Origin of the sequence: Paraburkholderia sp. BR13439 (genome assembly GCF_040948805.1) — a bacterium.
GTDB lineage: Bacteria > Pseudomonadota > Gammaproteobacteria > Burkholderiales > Burkholderiaceae > Paraburkholderia > Paraburkholderia youngii.
The window spans coordinates 1-13,477 of sequence record NZ_JBFPKN010000035.1; the positions used below are offsets into that span (position 1 = coordinate 1).

A 13,477-nucleotide genomic window follows, 5' to 3' on the forward strand; every position below is an offset into this window, starting at 1 on the left:
CGTTCGAGCGAGGTGCGCTGCCCAGCGTCGACGGCGACTTCGCCCGCGTCGTTGATCGCGCAGCCGAGCGCCTGGGCAAGCGTGACGTTCGGCAGCAGTCCGTAGCCGCACGCGACGCGCTCGCAATCGAGCGTCACGTCGCGCTCGCCGCGCCGGATCGTCACCTGCTCAACGCGCTCGGCGCCGCGGGCTTCGCGCACGATGCTGCCGCTCCAGTAGCGCAGTCCCGCGAAGCCGCGCGTGAGACTGATCGCCTGACGCAGCTTCGCAGGCTCGCGCAGCAGCGACACGCCGAACCGCGCGACCTTCGCCGCCGATGCCTGCTCGACCACCGCGATCACATGCGCGCCGGCCTCTCGCGCGGTGGCAAGCGCCGCCATCAGCAGCGGGCCGCTGCCGGCGATTACGATGCGTTCGCCGCGCACCGGCATGCCGCCTTTGATCAGCGCCTGCAATGCGCCCGCGCCGGTCACGCCGGGCAACGTCCAGCCGGGAAATGGCAGAAGACGCTCGCGCGCGCCGGTCGCAAGAATCAGCCTGTCGTAAGTGATCGACACGCCGCCTTGTTCGGCGGATTCGAGCAGCAAAGCTTGAGCGCCGAGCGGCGCGATCACGCGCGTCGCTGGCCAGTAAGTGAAGTTTCGCTGCGATAGCAACGCCGCGAGCAACGCATGCAGCGGCGCTTGCGGCGGATAGCCGGGCCCCTGGCGCCAGATCTGGCCGCCGGCGCGCGGGTTGTCATCGATCTGCGCGACCGTCGCGCCTGCCTGCGCCGCCGCTCGCGCGGCATTGAGCCCGGCCGGACCACCGCCGATCACCACGATGTCGAAGTGCCGCGTCATGCGTGTACTGTCCCGTTTCGTGTCTGCACGCGCTGGCCGTCGCGGCACAGCGTCTGGCACGCGAGCGCATGCGCGCGACCGTCGATCGTCACGCGGCACTCCTGGCACACGCCCATCCCGCACAGCGCGGCGCGCGGCTCGCCTTTGACCGACAGACGCGAGCCGCGGATACCCGCCATAGCGAGCGCCGCGGCCACGATCGTGCCGGGTTTCACTTCGATGCTGCAACCGTCGACCGTCAATCGGATGCTAGCCGCGTCAGGGTCAGTCATGGGCCACCTGTTCAGCAAAACGGACCGGCAGATAAGGTTCGAACGGAATCGGCGCGGCGTGGCCCGCGATCTGCGCGGCGAGCAGTTTCGCGGTCGCGAGCGAGGTCGTTACGCCAAGCCCTTCGTGACCGACCGCAAGCCACACGCGGGACGTGGAACCAGAGCCAACTTCGGGCGCAAACTCGCCGGCCGGTCCGATCAGCGGCAGGCCGTCCGGCGACGCCGCACGAAACCCCGTCCACGCGCGGATGCCGCTGAGCGTCGGCAACGCCGGCAGATACAGCGCTGCGCGTTGCAGCATCTGCGCGAGCACGGGCATCTCGACGGCGGGATCGGTCGTTTCGAATTGGCGCGACGAGCCAATCAGCAATTGCCCGGTCGGACGCGGCTGCGCGTTGAACGCGACCGACGTGCCGGTCGCGTGATGTGCGCTCTTGATATAGCCGAGTTCGAGGAGTTGATGCTGGATCAGCTCCGGGTAGCGGTCGGTGATGAGCAGATGGCCTTTCTTCGGCTGCATCGGCAGCGACGGCAGCAATTGCGCCGCGCCGAGGCCGTTCGCGACGACCACGTGCGCCGCGCTGATGCACTCGCCGCTCGCCAGCGTCACACCGCCTGCATCGATCGACATGACCTGCGCACCGAGCCGCACGCTGATATTCGCCGCGTGCGGCGATTGGGTGAGCAGCCATTCGGCAGTGGTCGGCGCATACACGATGCTGTCGTGCACGATGCGCAAGCCGCCGGCCATCGATGGTGCGAGCGCCGGTTCGCAGGCGCGCAACCCGGCCGGGTCCACCAGTTGCGCGGCAACGCCTTGGCTTCCAAACGCCGCATGCATTGCGCGCGCGGCTTGCCATTCTTCGTCGTCGGCCGCGACCCACAGTGTGCCGCAGCGCGCGAACGCGTCACGCGCGCGCAGCTGCGGCGCGAGTTCGAGCCACAGCTCGCGCGAGTAGCGGCTCAGTGCGAATTCGGCGGGCGAGTCGTTCATCACGACGATGTGGCCCATGCCGGCCGCCGTCGCGCCGCCGCCGATGCGCTGCGCGTCGAGCACGTCGACGCGCATGCCGAGCGCGGCCAGTTCCGCCGCGCACGCGGCACCGACGATACCCGCTCCGATGATCAGCGCGTCCGGGCTCATGCGGTCCGGATACCCCACGCGAACGGATCGCGCTCATCGAAACACAGACGCCCCTCGGCCATGACGTGCGCGTGACCGGTGATGGTCGGAATCACATGGACGCCGTCGCCCGCGGCGCGATAGCTCGCCTCGAACACGCTGCCGATGATGCTCTCCTGGCGCCACACCGCGCCTTCGGCGAGCTTGCCGTCGGCCGCGAGACACGCGACCTTCGCGCTCGTGCCGGTGCCACACGGCGAGCGGTCGTACGCATTGCCCGGACACAGCACGAAGCTGCGGCTGTCGAGGCCCTTGCGCGAGCCCGGTCCGAACAGCTCGATATGGTCGATCAGCGCGCCGTTCGCGCCGGTGATGTTCTGTGCGATCAGCGCGTCGCGAATCGTCGAGCTGAACGCCGTCAGGCTCGCGATGTTCGCGGCTTCGAGCTCGTGGCCATGCTCGGCGACGAGGAAAAACCAGTTGCCGCCCCAGCCGATGTCGCCGGTCAGCACGCCATAGCCAGGCACGTCGACCTGCACGGCCTTGCGGTGGCGATAAGCGGGCACGTTGCGCACCCCGACTGCGCCGTCTTCGTTCAGCGTCGCCTCGACCACGCCGACCGGCGTTTCAATCCGGTGCCGTCCCGGCCCGATCCGCCCCATGTGCGCGAGCGACACGACGAGCCCGATCGTGCCGTGCCCGCACATGCCGAGATAGCCGACGTTGTTGAAGAAGATCACGCCGGCCGCGCAGCTCGGATCGCCGGGCTCGCAGAGCAGCGCACCGACCACCACGTCCGAGCCGCGCGGTTCGGTGACGATGCCGGCGCGCCAGTCGTCGAAGCGGGTGCGGAAAACGTCGAGCCGTTGCGCGAGCGTGCCGCCGCCCAGGTCCGGGCCACCCGACACCACGAGGCGGGTAGGCTCACCGCCGGTGTGCGAGTCGATGATGTTGAGGGTTTTCATGTCGCCCATGGTAGGAATCGCGGGCGGGTGGGTCTTGGTGCGCGTGCGCGCGGATTGAGACGATTTCGGCATACCGGCACGTTGCGTGATCCGCCGCGCGCGCGGCGCGCGGAACGTCCCGCTATTCGGTATCGGCGTCGACAAACATCACTCCGGACACGGGCACCGAACGCCACTGGCCAGCCCAACGGCCTACAACGCGGATTTCAGCATATACCCGACCGACTGCAAATCTTCACGCCCCGAGCACAGGGTCGCCGACCCGCAGCAACCGGTAGCCACTCCTGTATACAGGTTGCAGCCGGAAACCATTACGCGGCTCGATCGCGAGCGACAGACGCAGCCGCGACACGTGACTGTCGATGGTCCGCGTGTATTCGCGCAGCTCGCGGCCCCACACCGTCGCGAAGATATGGTCGCGCGACATCACGCGATCGATGTTGGAAAAGAGCAGCACCGCGATCCGGTACTGCGTGGGTGACAACGGCACGGGCTTGCCGCGCAGCGCGACGGCCCGGCGGACCGTGTCGAAACGGTAAGGGCCGATCTCGAAGCAGGTCGCGGCGCTGAAGCTCACCAGGTAAGCGCGCCGCAGCAGCGCCGCGACTCGCGCGCGAAACTCGGCGTCCCGCAACGGCAACGCGAGGTATTCGTCGGCACCGCCAGCGAGCGCGCGCACCATGCTTTCCTCCGATCTGTCGTTCGACACGAACATGATCGGCACGTGCTCGCCTGCCACGAGGCGCATCGAGCGCAACAGGTCCGCGCCGGCGGGCCGCGTTTCCTGCCAGTCGAGCACCAGCAGATCCATCGTGGAGTGCACGAGCGATTTCGACATCGCGCGGCCGTCGTCATACGCCGCGCAGAAATGGCCGGCTCTCACCAGCATTGATTCAATGGACCGACGCATGACCGGGTCACGCTGAAGGACAGCAACGCGCATGGAATGAACTCTTGATAAGGACTCGCGGGCCATTCTCCGGGACGCACCCCGATCTCTCCCTTCGGAGCATTCCTAATTTCCGCGCTTTCTTCGCTCAATTGGGCGCTTCCGCGGCACTTCCCCTTTCATCCTGTAAAATCCGCGCCGGCCTCAGTCGTCAGCGCGCCCGCCCTATCCGGACGGCGCGCCCGTGTTCCGTGCTCTACCCAGCGCTTGCCACACTTCTCGTCCGACGACCGCCGTATGTCCACGCGTGACCCGCGTGGCTCCCAATTCAACAAAAGACATGGCAATGCAAGCAACAAATCTGGGTGGAGCGCAGGCTGTCACCCCACGCCCGCTTGGGCACAGCGATTACAAGACACTCGGTCTCGCCGCGCTCGGCGGAGCGCTCGAGTTCTACGACTTCATCATCTTCGTTTTCTTCGCGCCGGCGATCGGCCAGCTGTTCTTCCCGGCGGCGATGCCGGACTGGCTGCGTCAAGTGCAGACCTTCGGCATTTTCGCGGCCGGTTATCTGGCGCGGCCGCTCGGCGGCATCATCATGGCGCACTTCGGCGACCTGTTCGGCCGCAAGCGCATGTTCACGCTGAGCGTGCTGCTGATGTCGGTGCCGACGCTGCTGATGGGCCTGATGCCCACCTACGCGAGCATCGGCGTGCTCGCGCCGGTGCTGCTGCTGCTGTTCCGCGTGATGCAGGGCGCGGCGGTCGGCGGCGAAGTGCCGGGCGCATGGGTGTTCGTGTCCGAGCATGTGCCCGGGCGGCACGTCGGCTATGCGTGCGGCACGCTGACGGCCGGCCTCACGGCCGGCATTCTGCTCGGCTCGCTGATCGCGTCGGCAGTCAATCGCCATTTCACGCCCGCCGATATTTCCGAGTTTGCGTGGCGTATTCCGTTCCTCATCGGCGGCGTGTTCGGCATGTTCTCGGTGTATCTGCGCCGCTGGCTGCACGAGACGCCGGTATTCGCCGAGCTGAAGCAGCGCAAGGCGATCGCCGCGGAAGTGCCGCTGAAGGCCGTACTGCGCGATCACGGCCGCGCGGTGATCGTGTCGATGCTGCTCACGTGGATGCTGTCGGCGGCGATCGTCGTCGTGATCCTGATGACGCCGACGCTGCTGCAAAAGCAATTCCACATCGAGCCGGCCACCGCGCTGCTCGCGAACTGTGTCGCGACGCTGTGCCTGACGATCGGCTGCGTGATGGCGGGCTCGATCGCCGGACGGATTGGCGCGGGTCGCACCATTTTCGTCGGCGGCGTTGCGCTTGCAATCACGTACTACGTGATGTTTCGCCAGTTGGCCGTCGACACGTCCCTGCTCGTACCGCTGTATGCACTGGCCGGGCTGTTCGTCGGCGTGATCGGCGCGATTCCCCTCGTGATGGTCCGCGGATTCCCGCCGGTGGTGCGCTTCTCGGGCATTTCGTTCTCGTACAACGTCGCGTACGCGGTGTTCGGCGGTCTGACGCCGATCGCCGTGTCGCTGATGATGAAGTCGAACCCGCTGGCCGCGCCGCTGTATGTCGCGGCGATCTGCGTGCTGGGCGCGCTGACCACGCTGTTCATCAAGGACGCGCCGCAGGGGCGTTGAGCCGACGCCGGAGCTCGCCTCGTCGATCCGCATCCAGCGCGTCGACGAGGCGCTCCGCGACGGCGCGGCCTTCGGGGCGCCGTCGCTCGCACGGGCGACATCCATACTTCACGCCACACCGAAACGTGGCACGCTGCATCGGGCATACGATGCAGTCATGAACTCATCCACACCCTCCTTTTCGCCCGCCCTCGGCCGCGTTCTCGCGACCGTCAGCGTCGGCTTCGTGGTCACGCAACTCGACGTGACCATCGTCAATATCGCGCTGCCACGAATCGGCGCGGATCTGCACGCGAACGTCGCGGGACTGCAATGGGTCGTCGATGCGTACACGCTCGGGTTCGCCGTACTGATGCTCTCGGCCGGCGCGCTCGGCGACCGCTTCGGCGCGCGGCGCATGTATGCGTGCGGAATCGTGCTGTTCGCGCTCGCGTCGCTGGCCTGCGGGCTCGCGCTCGACGCCCCGATGCTCGTCGCCGCACGCGCGGTGCAAGGCATCGGCGCGGCCGCGATGCTGCCGAATTCGCTCGCGCTGCTCAATCAGTCGTTCGGCCACGAACCGAAGCTGCGGGCGCGCGCGGTCGGCCTGTGGACCGCGTCCGGCGCGATTTCGATCGCGGCCGGGCCGGTGGCCGGCGGTCTGCTGATCGCCGCGTTCGGCTGGCGCAGCATCTTTCTCGTCAATCTGCCGTTCTGCGCGGCGGGCCTGCTGGCGACGCTGCTGTGGATTCCGCATCCGCAAACCGCGCAGCGCGGAGCGCCCGCCGCCGCTTGCGGCAACATCGGCGCGATACCGCGCGGCATCGATCTCGGCGGCCAGTGTCTCGCGATCGTCGCACTGACCGCGTTCGTCGCCGCGGTGATCGAATGGCGGCCGCTCGGGCTTGCGCATCCGCTGGTCGCCGGCGGCTTCGTGCTGGCGCTGCTGGCGGCGGTCGCGTTCGTGTTCGTCGAAGCGCGTGTCGCGAGCCCGATGCTGCCGCTGTCGCTGTTCGGCACGCGCACGTTCAGCGCCGCGGTGCTGTTCGGCATCTGCGTGAACCTGACGTATTACGGCATGGTGTTCGTGCTGAGCCTCTACCTGCAGCGTGTGCGCGGCTACACGCCGCTGCAGGCGGGCCTCGCGTTCCTGCCGCTGACGGGCGGCTTCCTGATCTCGAACGTCGCGAGCGGCTGGGTGATCGGCCGCCTCGGGGTGCGCGTGCCGATGATCCTCGGTGCGATCACGGCCGGTCTCGGCTACGGCCTGCTGCATCTGGTCGATGCCGACACGCCGCTGATTGGCCTGCTGCTGCCGTTTTTGCTGATTCCGTCGGGCATGGGACTCGCGGTGCCCGCGATGACCACGGCGGTGCTCGCATCGACCGAAGCGCGGCGCGCGGGCACAGCGTCGGCGGTATTGAACACGGCGCGCCAGGCCGGCGGCGCAGTGGGCGTGGCGGCGTTCGGTGCGCTCGCGGGCGGCGCCGCCGCGACCGAGATCGTGCCGGGGATGCAGGCGGCGACGGCCATTTCGGTGGGATTGCTGGTGCTGGGTCTCGTGCTTGCGTGTTTCGTGCATCCTGAGCCGCACGCGACGGCATCGTCTGGGCGCGGGGCGAGAGCCGCGAGTAAGTAAATGGCGTGTGTAACGCAGTCGCCTACAGCGACGCCTCCTGAATCGTGCCGGTATCGATTGCACGCTCGATCAGGCCTTCGTCGCGCGCCTTGACGATCGCATCGGCGACCAGTTTCTCCGGGTCCTCGATCTCCGCCTTCAGCGTGCCGATGAATCCGGACGCATCCAGAACCACCAGCGTCTTCGCAGAATCGGCGAGGCTGATGATCACGCGATGCGGCGTCGCCCCTTCGCCGAGACTCGCGCACAGTTGTGTCATCTTGCCGCCGATCATTTGCTCGAAGTTCTGAATCATCATCTGCTCCCTTGATTGGCGCCGACCGGAAACCCTGCTGGTAGCAGGATGCGGGCCGCGCCCTACAGCCCGCCGAGTCCGCTGCGCGGCGCGCGCGCGTTGTCGATGCTCAGACGCCCCGCGCCGGTGACGAACAGCAGCAGAAAACCGCCCGCGATTCCGATGTTCTTCCAGAAATGAATCACCATGTCGTGCTGCAACGCAGGGTCGGTGATATTCCAGAAGTCGTGGCCGAGCACCGCCGTCGCGACCGTATACACCGCCATGATCAGCGCGAGCGGTCGCACCTTGAAGCCGACCACGAGCAGCAGGCCGCCGAGCACCTCGACCGCGGTTGCGATCGGCGCGGCGATCTGCACGAACGGCACGCCCTTCGAATGCAGGTAGCCGACGAAGCCCGCATAGCCCAGCAGCTTCATCACCCCGCTCCACAGGAACAGCACGGAAAGCGCAAGACGGGCGATGAAAATAATGCCGAAATCGACGGGACGCGACATGGGGGGACTCCTGTAATGAATAAGCAGCAGACCCGAATAGACGGGCTCAGTTCCCCGCCTCGCCCCTGAGCATATGTGCAATGGCGACGATTTCCAAGCCCGTTCAGGCTGGTGGATAGGTGGCGACCTCGATCAGGTTGCCGTCCGGGTCGCGGCAATACACCGAGGTCATCTTGCCGCGCGCGCCTTCGCGCTCCACCGGCCCCGCCTCGATCGCTACGCCTTGCGCGAGCCAGTGCGCCTTGACTTCGTCCGGGCTCGCGGTGGTCACGAAGCACAGGTCCGCCGTGCCCGGCACCGCCTCGCGCGACGTGAACCAGGCGACGGTATCGGCCGACGCGGGACGCAGGTTGATCTTCTGGTTGCGGTAGGTCATCGCCACGCGCGTGCCGCTGCGCGACGCGAACTCGGTGCGCCGCATGCCGAGCATCCGCGCGTACCACGCCGCGCTCACTTCGACGTCCGCGACGTTCAGAACGAGATGATCGAGACTGACTAGCTGGAAGCTCATGGTTTTGTGTGCGGTGCGTCCGGCGCGAGCAACACGCCCTTCGTGAACACGAAGCAACCATAGCCGCGCTCTTCGCCTGTCGCGATCACGCAGTATGCGCGGCGCGCACGCTCGTAAAACGCGAAGCGCTCGATCGACACGAAGGGCACCTCGCGCCCCTCGCCCGCATTGACTTCGGCTTGCGCTTCGCGCTGCACCGCGGGAATCGCGTGCGGCTCGCCCACCACTTCCATGCGCGAGGCGGGATGCTCGATGAAGGTGTCGAGCGGCAGCACCGACAGCACCGCGCGGATCGCGCGCGGCGAACTGACGCCGTCGAGGCGCAGCGGCCTGCCGAGCACGGTCTCGCGCGCGACCGCGTCGGCCGGGAAGTTGGCGTCGCAGATCACGAGCTCGTCGCCGTGGCCCATCGAGCGCAGCGCGTGCAGGATATCGGCGTTCAGCAGCGGGTCCAGATTTTTCAGCACGGGGTCTCCTGGTCGTTCGGTTGGGAACATGCCGCGGCGGTGAGGTCGTGCGTGTCACGCAATCATCCGCACGACGATCGATTGTAGCAAGCGCGTCGCGGGTCTTGCGGCGCTGCGCTCGCACCGCATTGCCAGCGCAGCCATCCGACCACGGCGAGCAGTACGAGCCCCGCGCCGCCGAGCACCGGCTCGCGCCAACCGAACAGTGCGATGAACATGAACGCCCGCGCGCCGCCGAGCAGCGCAAAACCGGCGATCGCGCTCGATACCGCATCGAACGCGGCCGCGACGCGCAGCAACGCGAGAGGGACTTGTGCGGGCCTGGCGGCGGCGGGGTCGTGCATGATCGTCTCCGTGAAAAGCGCCTCAGGCGGCGCCGGGTGTTTCGTCGAGGAAACCGGTGACCGCTTGCAAGCGTCCATGCGCATCCACCACGCCGAAGTCCGAGCCCTTCACGATCGCCTCGCCGGCGGGCGTCGTCAGTGCCCACGAGAAGCGCAGACGATTCGCGAAGCCGTCGACGTCGGTCGTGCGGCGAAACGTGTGATGCGGAAAACGCTCGTGCACCGCGCGGATCATCGCGTCGATGCCATCGTGGCCCGCCCCCGCCAGCAGCGGGTCGCGATAGTCGGCGTCGGCGCTCCACGTGGCCGCGATCAACTCGCGACGACGCGCGCCATCGGTTTCGTTCCAGGTATCGAAATAACGGTCGATCAGATCGGTATGTGCATTCATCTCAAACTCCTCGATTGGCAGGACTGAGCACTTCGCGCGTCATACGCATCGCATGCGGCGGGCTCGGAGTGAAGATTGACGGTTCGCGTGCATTGCGTCGATTACGTGAGAGGTAATCAAGCGGATGCAGCGTCTTTCACTGTCGTTCACGCCAAATAGGCCATTCGGCCGAGTCGTCAAGAAACCTTCGCATCGCTAACCTCACGAAGCCTGCCGATGACATCGCGAGGCGGGCAATGCAATGAACAGGAGGACGGTTTGGACCGCTTTATCGAGACACTTTTTTCGCTTGCACGACCGTATCCTCGGGGATACAATCATCCGCAGATCGAAACACCGCGCGTGTACACGATCAACTGCACCGAGGAGTTCGATCGTTTGCTTCACGGCCTCACCGACCTCAAGGCGAAGGCGCAAATTCTCGTGCGAATCCGGCGCGCGGAGCGCGGGCTTTTCGGCGACGCGAAGTTGCTGGAAAACGGCGTGTTCGAGATGCGCATCGATTGCGGCCCGGGTTACAGGGTCTACTACGCGCGCGAGGGGCGCATGATGTATCTGCTGCTGGGCGGAGGTAACAAGTCCACGCAGGAGGCCGATATCAGGCATGCCGGAACAATGTGGGCAACCATCAGAAAGGAACGGTCATGAGCAAGATCAAAACCGCACGCTTCGACGCATCGAAGTACCTCGACAACGACGAAATGGTCGCGGCCTATCTGAACGCCGCGCTCGACCAGGGCGACTCCGATCTCCTGCTCGCCGCCATTGCGGACATCGCCAAAGCACGCGGCATCACGAAGATCGCCGCGGCAGCGGGCCTGGGCCGCGAAAGCCTGTACAAGACACTCGCGCCCGGCTCCAAGCCACGCATGGACACGGTCCTCAAGCTGGCGAGTGCGATCGGCGTCAAATTCACCGCCGTGCCGCTGCGCATTGCCGCCGCCTGAGCCGGGCGCGGCGCTGCCACGGTGTCGCGCGAGTTCGCGTGTGGCGGCCGAGGCCGGCGCAATCGTTGGTGTGAATCGACGGTATCGGCCGCGCGTCGCGTTGGTTGAAATTGGCGGGGCATTACCTCTCAGGTAATCGATTGCTTGCACGCTTTGGCTATCATCGGTGGCATGCACACACTCTCCATCGCACAAACAGCTCCGTCATCCCCGTCGAGAGGCACTCGGGCGGTCGGCGAACTTCTCCGCGAATGGCGGCAACGGCGGCGCATGAGTCAGCTGCTGCTCGCCACGGAGGCCGACATTTCGACGCGCCATCTGAGCTTTGTCGAATCGGGGCGCGCGCTACCGAGCCGGGAAATGGTCATGCATCTCGCCGAGCGTCTCGAGGTGCCATTGCGCGCGCGCAACGCCCTGCTCGTCGCGGCCGGCTACGCGCCGCTGTTTCGCGAACGTCCGCTCTCCGACCCGCAGCTCTCCGCCGCGCGCGAAGCCGTCGAACTGGTGCTCAAGGGACACGAGCCCTACCCGGCCCTCGCGATCGACCGGCATTGGACCATCGTCGCGACCAACAATGCGCTTGCGCCGTTGTTGAGCGGCGCGAGTCCCGAACTGCTGAAGCCGCCGGTCAACGCGCTGCGACTGAGCCTGCATCCGCAAGGCATTGCGACGTCGATCGTCAACTGGCATGCATGGCGCGAGCATGTGCTGGCCCGGCTGCAACGGCAGATCGACGTCAGCGGCGACGACACGCTGAGCGCCCTGCGCGACGAGTTGGCCGGCTATCCCGCGCCGCCTGATGCAGACGCCTCGATGCCGGACGATGCAGTCCTCAACCAGATCGCCGTGCCATTGCGGCTGCGCACGCCGCTTGGCGTGCTGTCGTTTTTCAGCACCACCACGGTGTTCGGCACGCCGGTGGACGTTACGCTGTCGGAACTCGCTATCGAGGCGTTCTTTCCGGCGGATCAGCAAACCGCGGCCGCGCTGCGCGAGTTTGCCGAACACCAGCGCGGCTAGTCCCCCGCAGGCCCGGTCCCCCGACTCACCACGAACAAGTGATATGTCCGTCAATGCCGACACCCTGCTCATACGCCAACTCGGACCCGCCGACCGGGACGCCTATTTCCAGTTTCGTCTGCGCGGGCTGAAGGCGCACCCCGCTTCGTTCGGACAAAGCTACGACGAAGCGCTCGCGAAAGGCGCCGCGCAGCATGACGCGACGTTGCTGGGCTCGGAGGCGGAAGGCTCGTTCCTACTCGGCGCGTATGCATCGGCGGATGCTCCGCTGATCGGCGTCGTCGGTCTGCTGCGCAACCAGGCCCACAAGGAACGGCACAAGGCGAACGTCGTCGGCATGTATGTCGCACAGGAAGCGGCTGGTCGTGGGGTCGGGCGTGCGCTGCTCAGCGAGTTGTTGACGCGCGCCGCACGCGTCGACGGTTTGCGGCAGGTGCAACTGACGGTGGGTAGCCGAAACGACGCGGCGCGCAAACTGTATGAATCGCTCGGCTTTCGCAAATATGGATGCGAAGTCGGCGCGTTGGACGTCGACGGCGAACTCCATGACGAGGATCTGATGGCGAGATTCCTCGCATAGCGGCCCGGACGCATTGACAGCGCCCCCTGAGGCCGATTCCGGTGCCTCGGCAAGGTTGTAAATATCGGCGCCCATTGCAGCAACATATCTGTCAGGCATCCTTCACGGCTCTGGCTCCTCGCCATCCTCAACGGCAATGTAATCGGCACACGTTTGCGATCGCTTTTCGGTCGCGGGGCCGAACGAACCCGCCCGTCCGCCTGCCGACCCGCGCCGAGCCGTTACAAATCCCGCCCTAGTTTGCGCAGTTGTAACTGGGGGCGCATCTTGCCGTTACACCCCTCATCCGTCCCTCGCCCGAGGCGCAAGACGCGTATTTATTACCGTCTATTCCATCGCTTCTATATCCTTTCCAATTCAAAACGAATTTACCGATCGCCGCGCGGTGGCGGATGCGTGGCGCGAACAAGTACGCTCGGTGCCCACCCAGCAAGGGTTTCCATGGATTAGAGGTGACTCTCGAAGGGCTAAAAATTCACTGGGCATCATTCATTACAACGGCGTGAAAAACTTACCGAAAAATGGTGTGGTTTTTTGAGATATTTTTTTGTGAAGGGATTGATTTCTGGTTTTACCCTTCATACAATTCGTCCCAGCTGTTACGAAATGTAACGGCTTGTATCAAATGTTCGCTGTCTGTAGCAGGTAGCAACATGTAGCCGGAGGCAGCGTTTCCGGCGAGGCAGAAAAGACATAACGGCGCAAAGCCGACATAGAAATTCGGGGCTTCGGAAACAGAGAAAATGGACCGTAGCAGCGAGACGCTGGATTCAATCCGCGAGATCAATTTGTCTTACATCATGCTCGCGCAACGCATGTTGCGCGAGGACAAACCGGTCGGAATGTTCCGGCTGGGACTGTCGTCGGAACTGGCTGATTTGCTTGCCGGGCTGTCGCTCGCGCAAATCGTCAAACTGGCCTCTTCCGACCAGCTTTTGTGCTTCTTCCGTTTCAACGACCACGCGATGCTGTCGGCGTTGACGCAAACGACGAAGCACGCCGCAGTTGCACCGACCCACACGGCGATCCTGCTCGCAGGCCAGCCCGCCGAGCAATTTGCCTGATCGA

Annotated in this window: 18 protein-coding genes; 7 read left to right on the forward strand and 11 right to left on the reverse strand. The window is 65.7% G+C overall.

Features of this window, described 5'->3' with window-relative positions; genetic code table 11:
• From AB3X96_RS38135 to AB3X96_RS38155, 5 genes are all read right to left on the reverse strand, one after another.
• Positions 1-842, reverse strand: an 842-nt coding sequence (locus AB3X96_RS38135; RefSeq protein WP_368593814.1) for an FAD-dependent oxidoreductase, incomplete at its 3' end; no start/stop codon positions are given.
• Entirely contained in the window at positions 839-1,114 is a 276-nt protein-coding gene (locus AB3X96_RS38140) for a (2Fe-2S)-binding protein (RefSeq protein WP_368593815.1), read from the reverse strand. The genes AB3X96_RS38135 and AB3X96_RS38140, both read right to left, overlap by 4 nt.
• Positions 1,107-2,258 (reverse strand): NAD(P)/FAD-dependent oxidoreductase, encoded by a 1,152-nt coding sequence (locus AB3X96_RS38145; protein ID WP_368593816.1) that lies wholly within the window; start codon positions 2,256-2,258, stop codon positions 1,107-1,109. The genes AB3X96_RS38140 and AB3X96_RS38145 overlap by 8 nt, the downstream gene beginning before the upstream one ends.
• The gene (locus tag AB3X96_RS38150) at positions 2,255-3,211 is read right to left on the reverse strand and encodes a 4-hydroxyproline epimerase (protein ID WP_368593817.1); all 957 of its coding nucleotides are present in this window, start codon (positions 3,209-3,211) and stop codon (positions 2,255-2,257) included. Before AB3X96_RS38150 ends, AB3X96_RS38145 begins: the two co-directional genes overlap by 4 nt.
• A 226-nt stretch (positions 3,212-3,437) precedes the next feature.
• Positions 3,438-4,145, reverse strand: a complete 708-nt coding sequence (locus AB3X96_RS38155) for a response regulator transcription factor (RefSeq protein WP_368593818.1) — start codon at positions 4,143-4,145, stop codon at positions 3,438-3,440.
• 292 nt (positions 4,146-4,437) lie between these two features.
• Between AB3X96_RS38155 and AB3X96_RS38160 the strand changes: the two genes are divergently transcribed.
• Together AB3X96_RS38160 and AB3X96_RS38165 are read left to right on the forward strand one after the other, a co-directional pair.
• Positions 4,438-5,739: an MFS transporter gene (locus tag AB3X96_RS38160; RefSeq protein WP_368593819.1), complete on the forward strand. Its 1,302-nt coding sequence runs from the start codon at positions 4,438-4,440 to the stop codon at positions 5,737-5,739.
• Positions 5,740-5,896: 157 nt separating this feature from the next.
• Entirely contained in the window at positions 5,897-7,357 is a 1,461-nt protein-coding gene (locus AB3X96_RS38165; protein ID WP_368593820.1) for an MFS transporter, read from the forward strand.
• Positions 7,358-7,379: 22 nt separating this feature from the next.
• On the opposite strand, the gene AB3X96_RS38170 is transcribed toward AB3X96_RS38165, so the two are convergent.
• From AB3X96_RS38170 to AB3X96_RS38195, 6 genes are all read right to left on the reverse strand, one after another.
• On the reverse strand, positions 7,380-7,652 hold the full coding sequence (locus AB3X96_RS38170) for a hypothetical protein (RefSeq protein ID WP_176106542.1): 273 nt from the start codon (positions 7,650-7,652) through the stop codon (positions 7,380-7,382).
• A 62-nt stretch (positions 7,653-7,714) separates the two neighbouring features.
• On the reverse strand, positions 7,715-8,149 hold the full coding sequence (locus tag AB3X96_RS38175) for a DoxX family protein (RefSeq protein ID WP_018434221.1): 435 nt from the start codon (positions 8,147-8,149) through the stop codon (positions 7,715-7,717).
• A gap of 103 nt (positions 8,150-8,252) precedes the next feature.
• The gene (locus AB3X96_RS38180; RefSeq protein ID WP_368593821.1) at positions 8,253-8,660 is read right to left on the reverse strand and encodes a VOC family protein; all 408 of its coding nucleotides are present in this window, start codon (positions 8,658-8,660) and stop codon (positions 8,253-8,255) included.
• Entirely contained in the window at positions 8,657-9,127 is a 471-nt protein-coding gene (locus AB3X96_RS38185; RefSeq protein ID WP_368593822.1) for an RbsD/FucU family protein, read from the reverse strand. The genes AB3X96_RS38180 and AB3X96_RS38185 overlap by 4 nt, the downstream gene beginning before the upstream one ends.
• A 62-nt stretch (positions 9,128-9,189) precedes the next feature.
• Positions 9,190-9,471, reverse strand: coding sequence for a hypothetical protein (locus AB3X96_RS38190; RefSeq protein WP_368593823.1), 282 nt, complete (start codon positions 9,469-9,471; stop codon positions 9,190-9,192).
• 22 nt (positions 9,472-9,493) lie between these two features.
• Entirely contained in the window at positions 9,494-9,862 is a 369-nt protein-coding gene (locus tag AB3X96_RS38195) for a nuclear transport factor 2 family protein (protein WP_176379337.1), read from the reverse strand.
• A 258-nt stretch (positions 9,863-10,120) separates the two neighbouring features.
• On the opposite strand from AB3X96_RS38195, the gene AB3X96_RS38200 reads away from it, so the two are divergent.
• The 5 genes from AB3X96_RS38200 (at position 10,121) to flhD (ending at position 13,473) form a co-directional block, all read left to right on the forward strand.
• A complete protein-coding gene (locus AB3X96_RS38200) occupies positions 10,121-10,510 on the forward strand; it encodes a type II toxin-antitoxin system RelE/ParE family toxin (protein ID WP_368593824.1) in 390 nt (129 codons plus the stop codon).
• Positions 10,507-10,809 carry an addiction module antidote protein gene (locus AB3X96_RS38205; RefSeq protein ID WP_176106547.1) on the forward strand — a complete coding sequence of 101 codons (303 nt, stop codon included), beginning with the start codon at positions 10,507-10,509 and terminating at the stop codon, positions 10,807-10,809. The genes AB3X96_RS38200 and AB3X96_RS38205 overlap by 4 nt, the downstream gene beginning before the upstream one ends.
• 171 nt (positions 10,810-10,980) lie before the next feature.
• Positions 10,981-11,829 (forward strand): helix-turn-helix domain-containing protein, encoded by an 849-nt coding sequence (locus AB3X96_RS38210; protein ID WP_368593825.1) that lies wholly within the window; start codon positions 10,981-10,983, stop codon positions 11,827-11,829.
• Between the two features lie 43 nt (positions 11,830-11,872).
• The gene (locus tag AB3X96_RS38215; RefSeq protein ID WP_368593826.1) at positions 11,873-12,409 is read left to right on the forward strand and encodes a GNAT family N-acetyltransferase; all 537 of its coding nucleotides are present in this window, start codon (positions 11,873-11,875) and stop codon (positions 12,407-12,409) included.
• A gap of 743 nt (positions 12,410-13,152) precedes the next feature.
• The gene (gene flhD, locus AB3X96_RS38220; RefSeq protein WP_018434215.1) at positions 13,153-13,473 is read left to right on the forward strand and encodes a flagellar transcriptional regulator FlhD; all 321 of its coding nucleotides are present in this window, start codon (positions 13,153-13,155) and stop codon (positions 13,471-13,473) included.
• The last annotated feature ends 4 nt before the right edge of the window (positions 13,474-13,477 follow it).

Bases quoted from the DNA above. Each gene is read 5' to 3' on its own strand.
- AB3X96_RS38140 (WP_368593815.1), bottom strand. From the start codon at position 1,114: ATGACTGACCCTGACGCGGCTAGCATCCGATTGACGGTCGACGGTTGC.
- AB3X96_RS38145 (WP_368593816.1), bottom strand. From the start codon at position 2,258: ATGAGCCCGGACGCGCTGATCATCGGAGCGGGTATCGTCGGTGCCGCG.
- AB3X96_RS38150 (WP_368593817.1), bottom strand. From the start codon at position 3,211: ATGGGCGACATGAAAACCCTCAACATCATCGACTCGCACACCGGCGGT.
- AB3X96_RS38155 (WP_368593818.1), bottom strand. From the start codon at position 4,145: ATGCGCGTTGCTGTCCTTCAGCGTGACCCGGTCATGCGTCGGTCCATT.
- AB3X96_RS38160 (WP_368593819.1), top strand. From the start codon at position 4,438: ATGCAAGCAACAAATCTGGGTGGAGCGCAGGCTGTCACCCCACGCCCG.
- AB3X96_RS38165 (WP_368593820.1), top strand. From the start codon at position 5,897: ATGAACTCATCCACACCCTCCTTTTCGCCCGCCCTCGGCCGCGTTCTC.
- AB3X96_RS38170 (WP_176106542.1), bottom strand. From the start codon at position 7,652: ATGATTCAGAACTTCGAGCAAATGATCGGCGGCAAGATGACACAACTG.
- AB3X96_RS38175 (WP_018434221.1), bottom strand. From the start codon at position 8,149: ATGTCGCGTCCCGTCGATTTCGGCATTATTTTCATCGCCCGTCTTGCG.
- AB3X96_RS38180 (WP_368593821.1), bottom strand. From the start codon at position 8,660: ATGAGCTTCCAGCTAGTCAGTCTCGATCATCTCGTTCTGAACGTCGCG.
- AB3X96_RS38190 (WP_368593823.1), bottom strand. From the start codon at position 9,471: ATGCACGACCCCGCCGCCGCCAGGCCCGCACAAGTCCCTCTCGCGTTG.
- AB3X96_RS38195 (WP_176379337.1), bottom strand. From the start codon at position 9,862: ATGAATGCACATACCGATCTGATCGACCGTTATTTCGATACCTGGAAC.
- AB3X96_RS38205 (WP_176106547.1), top strand. From the start codon at position 10,507: ATGAGCAAGATCAAAACCGCACGCTTCGACGCATCGAAGTACCTCGAC.
- AB3X96_RS38210 (WP_368593825.1), top strand. From the start codon at position 10,981: ATGCACACACTCTCCATCGCACAAACAGCTCCGTCATCCCCGTCGAGA.
- AB3X96_RS38215 (WP_368593826.1), top strand. From the start codon at position 11,873: ATGTCCGTCAATGCCGACACCCTGCTCATACGCCAACTCGGACCCGCC.
- flhD (WP_018434215.1), top strand. From the start codon at position 13,153: ATGGACCGTAGCAGCGAGACGCTGGATTCAATCCGCGAGATCAATTTG.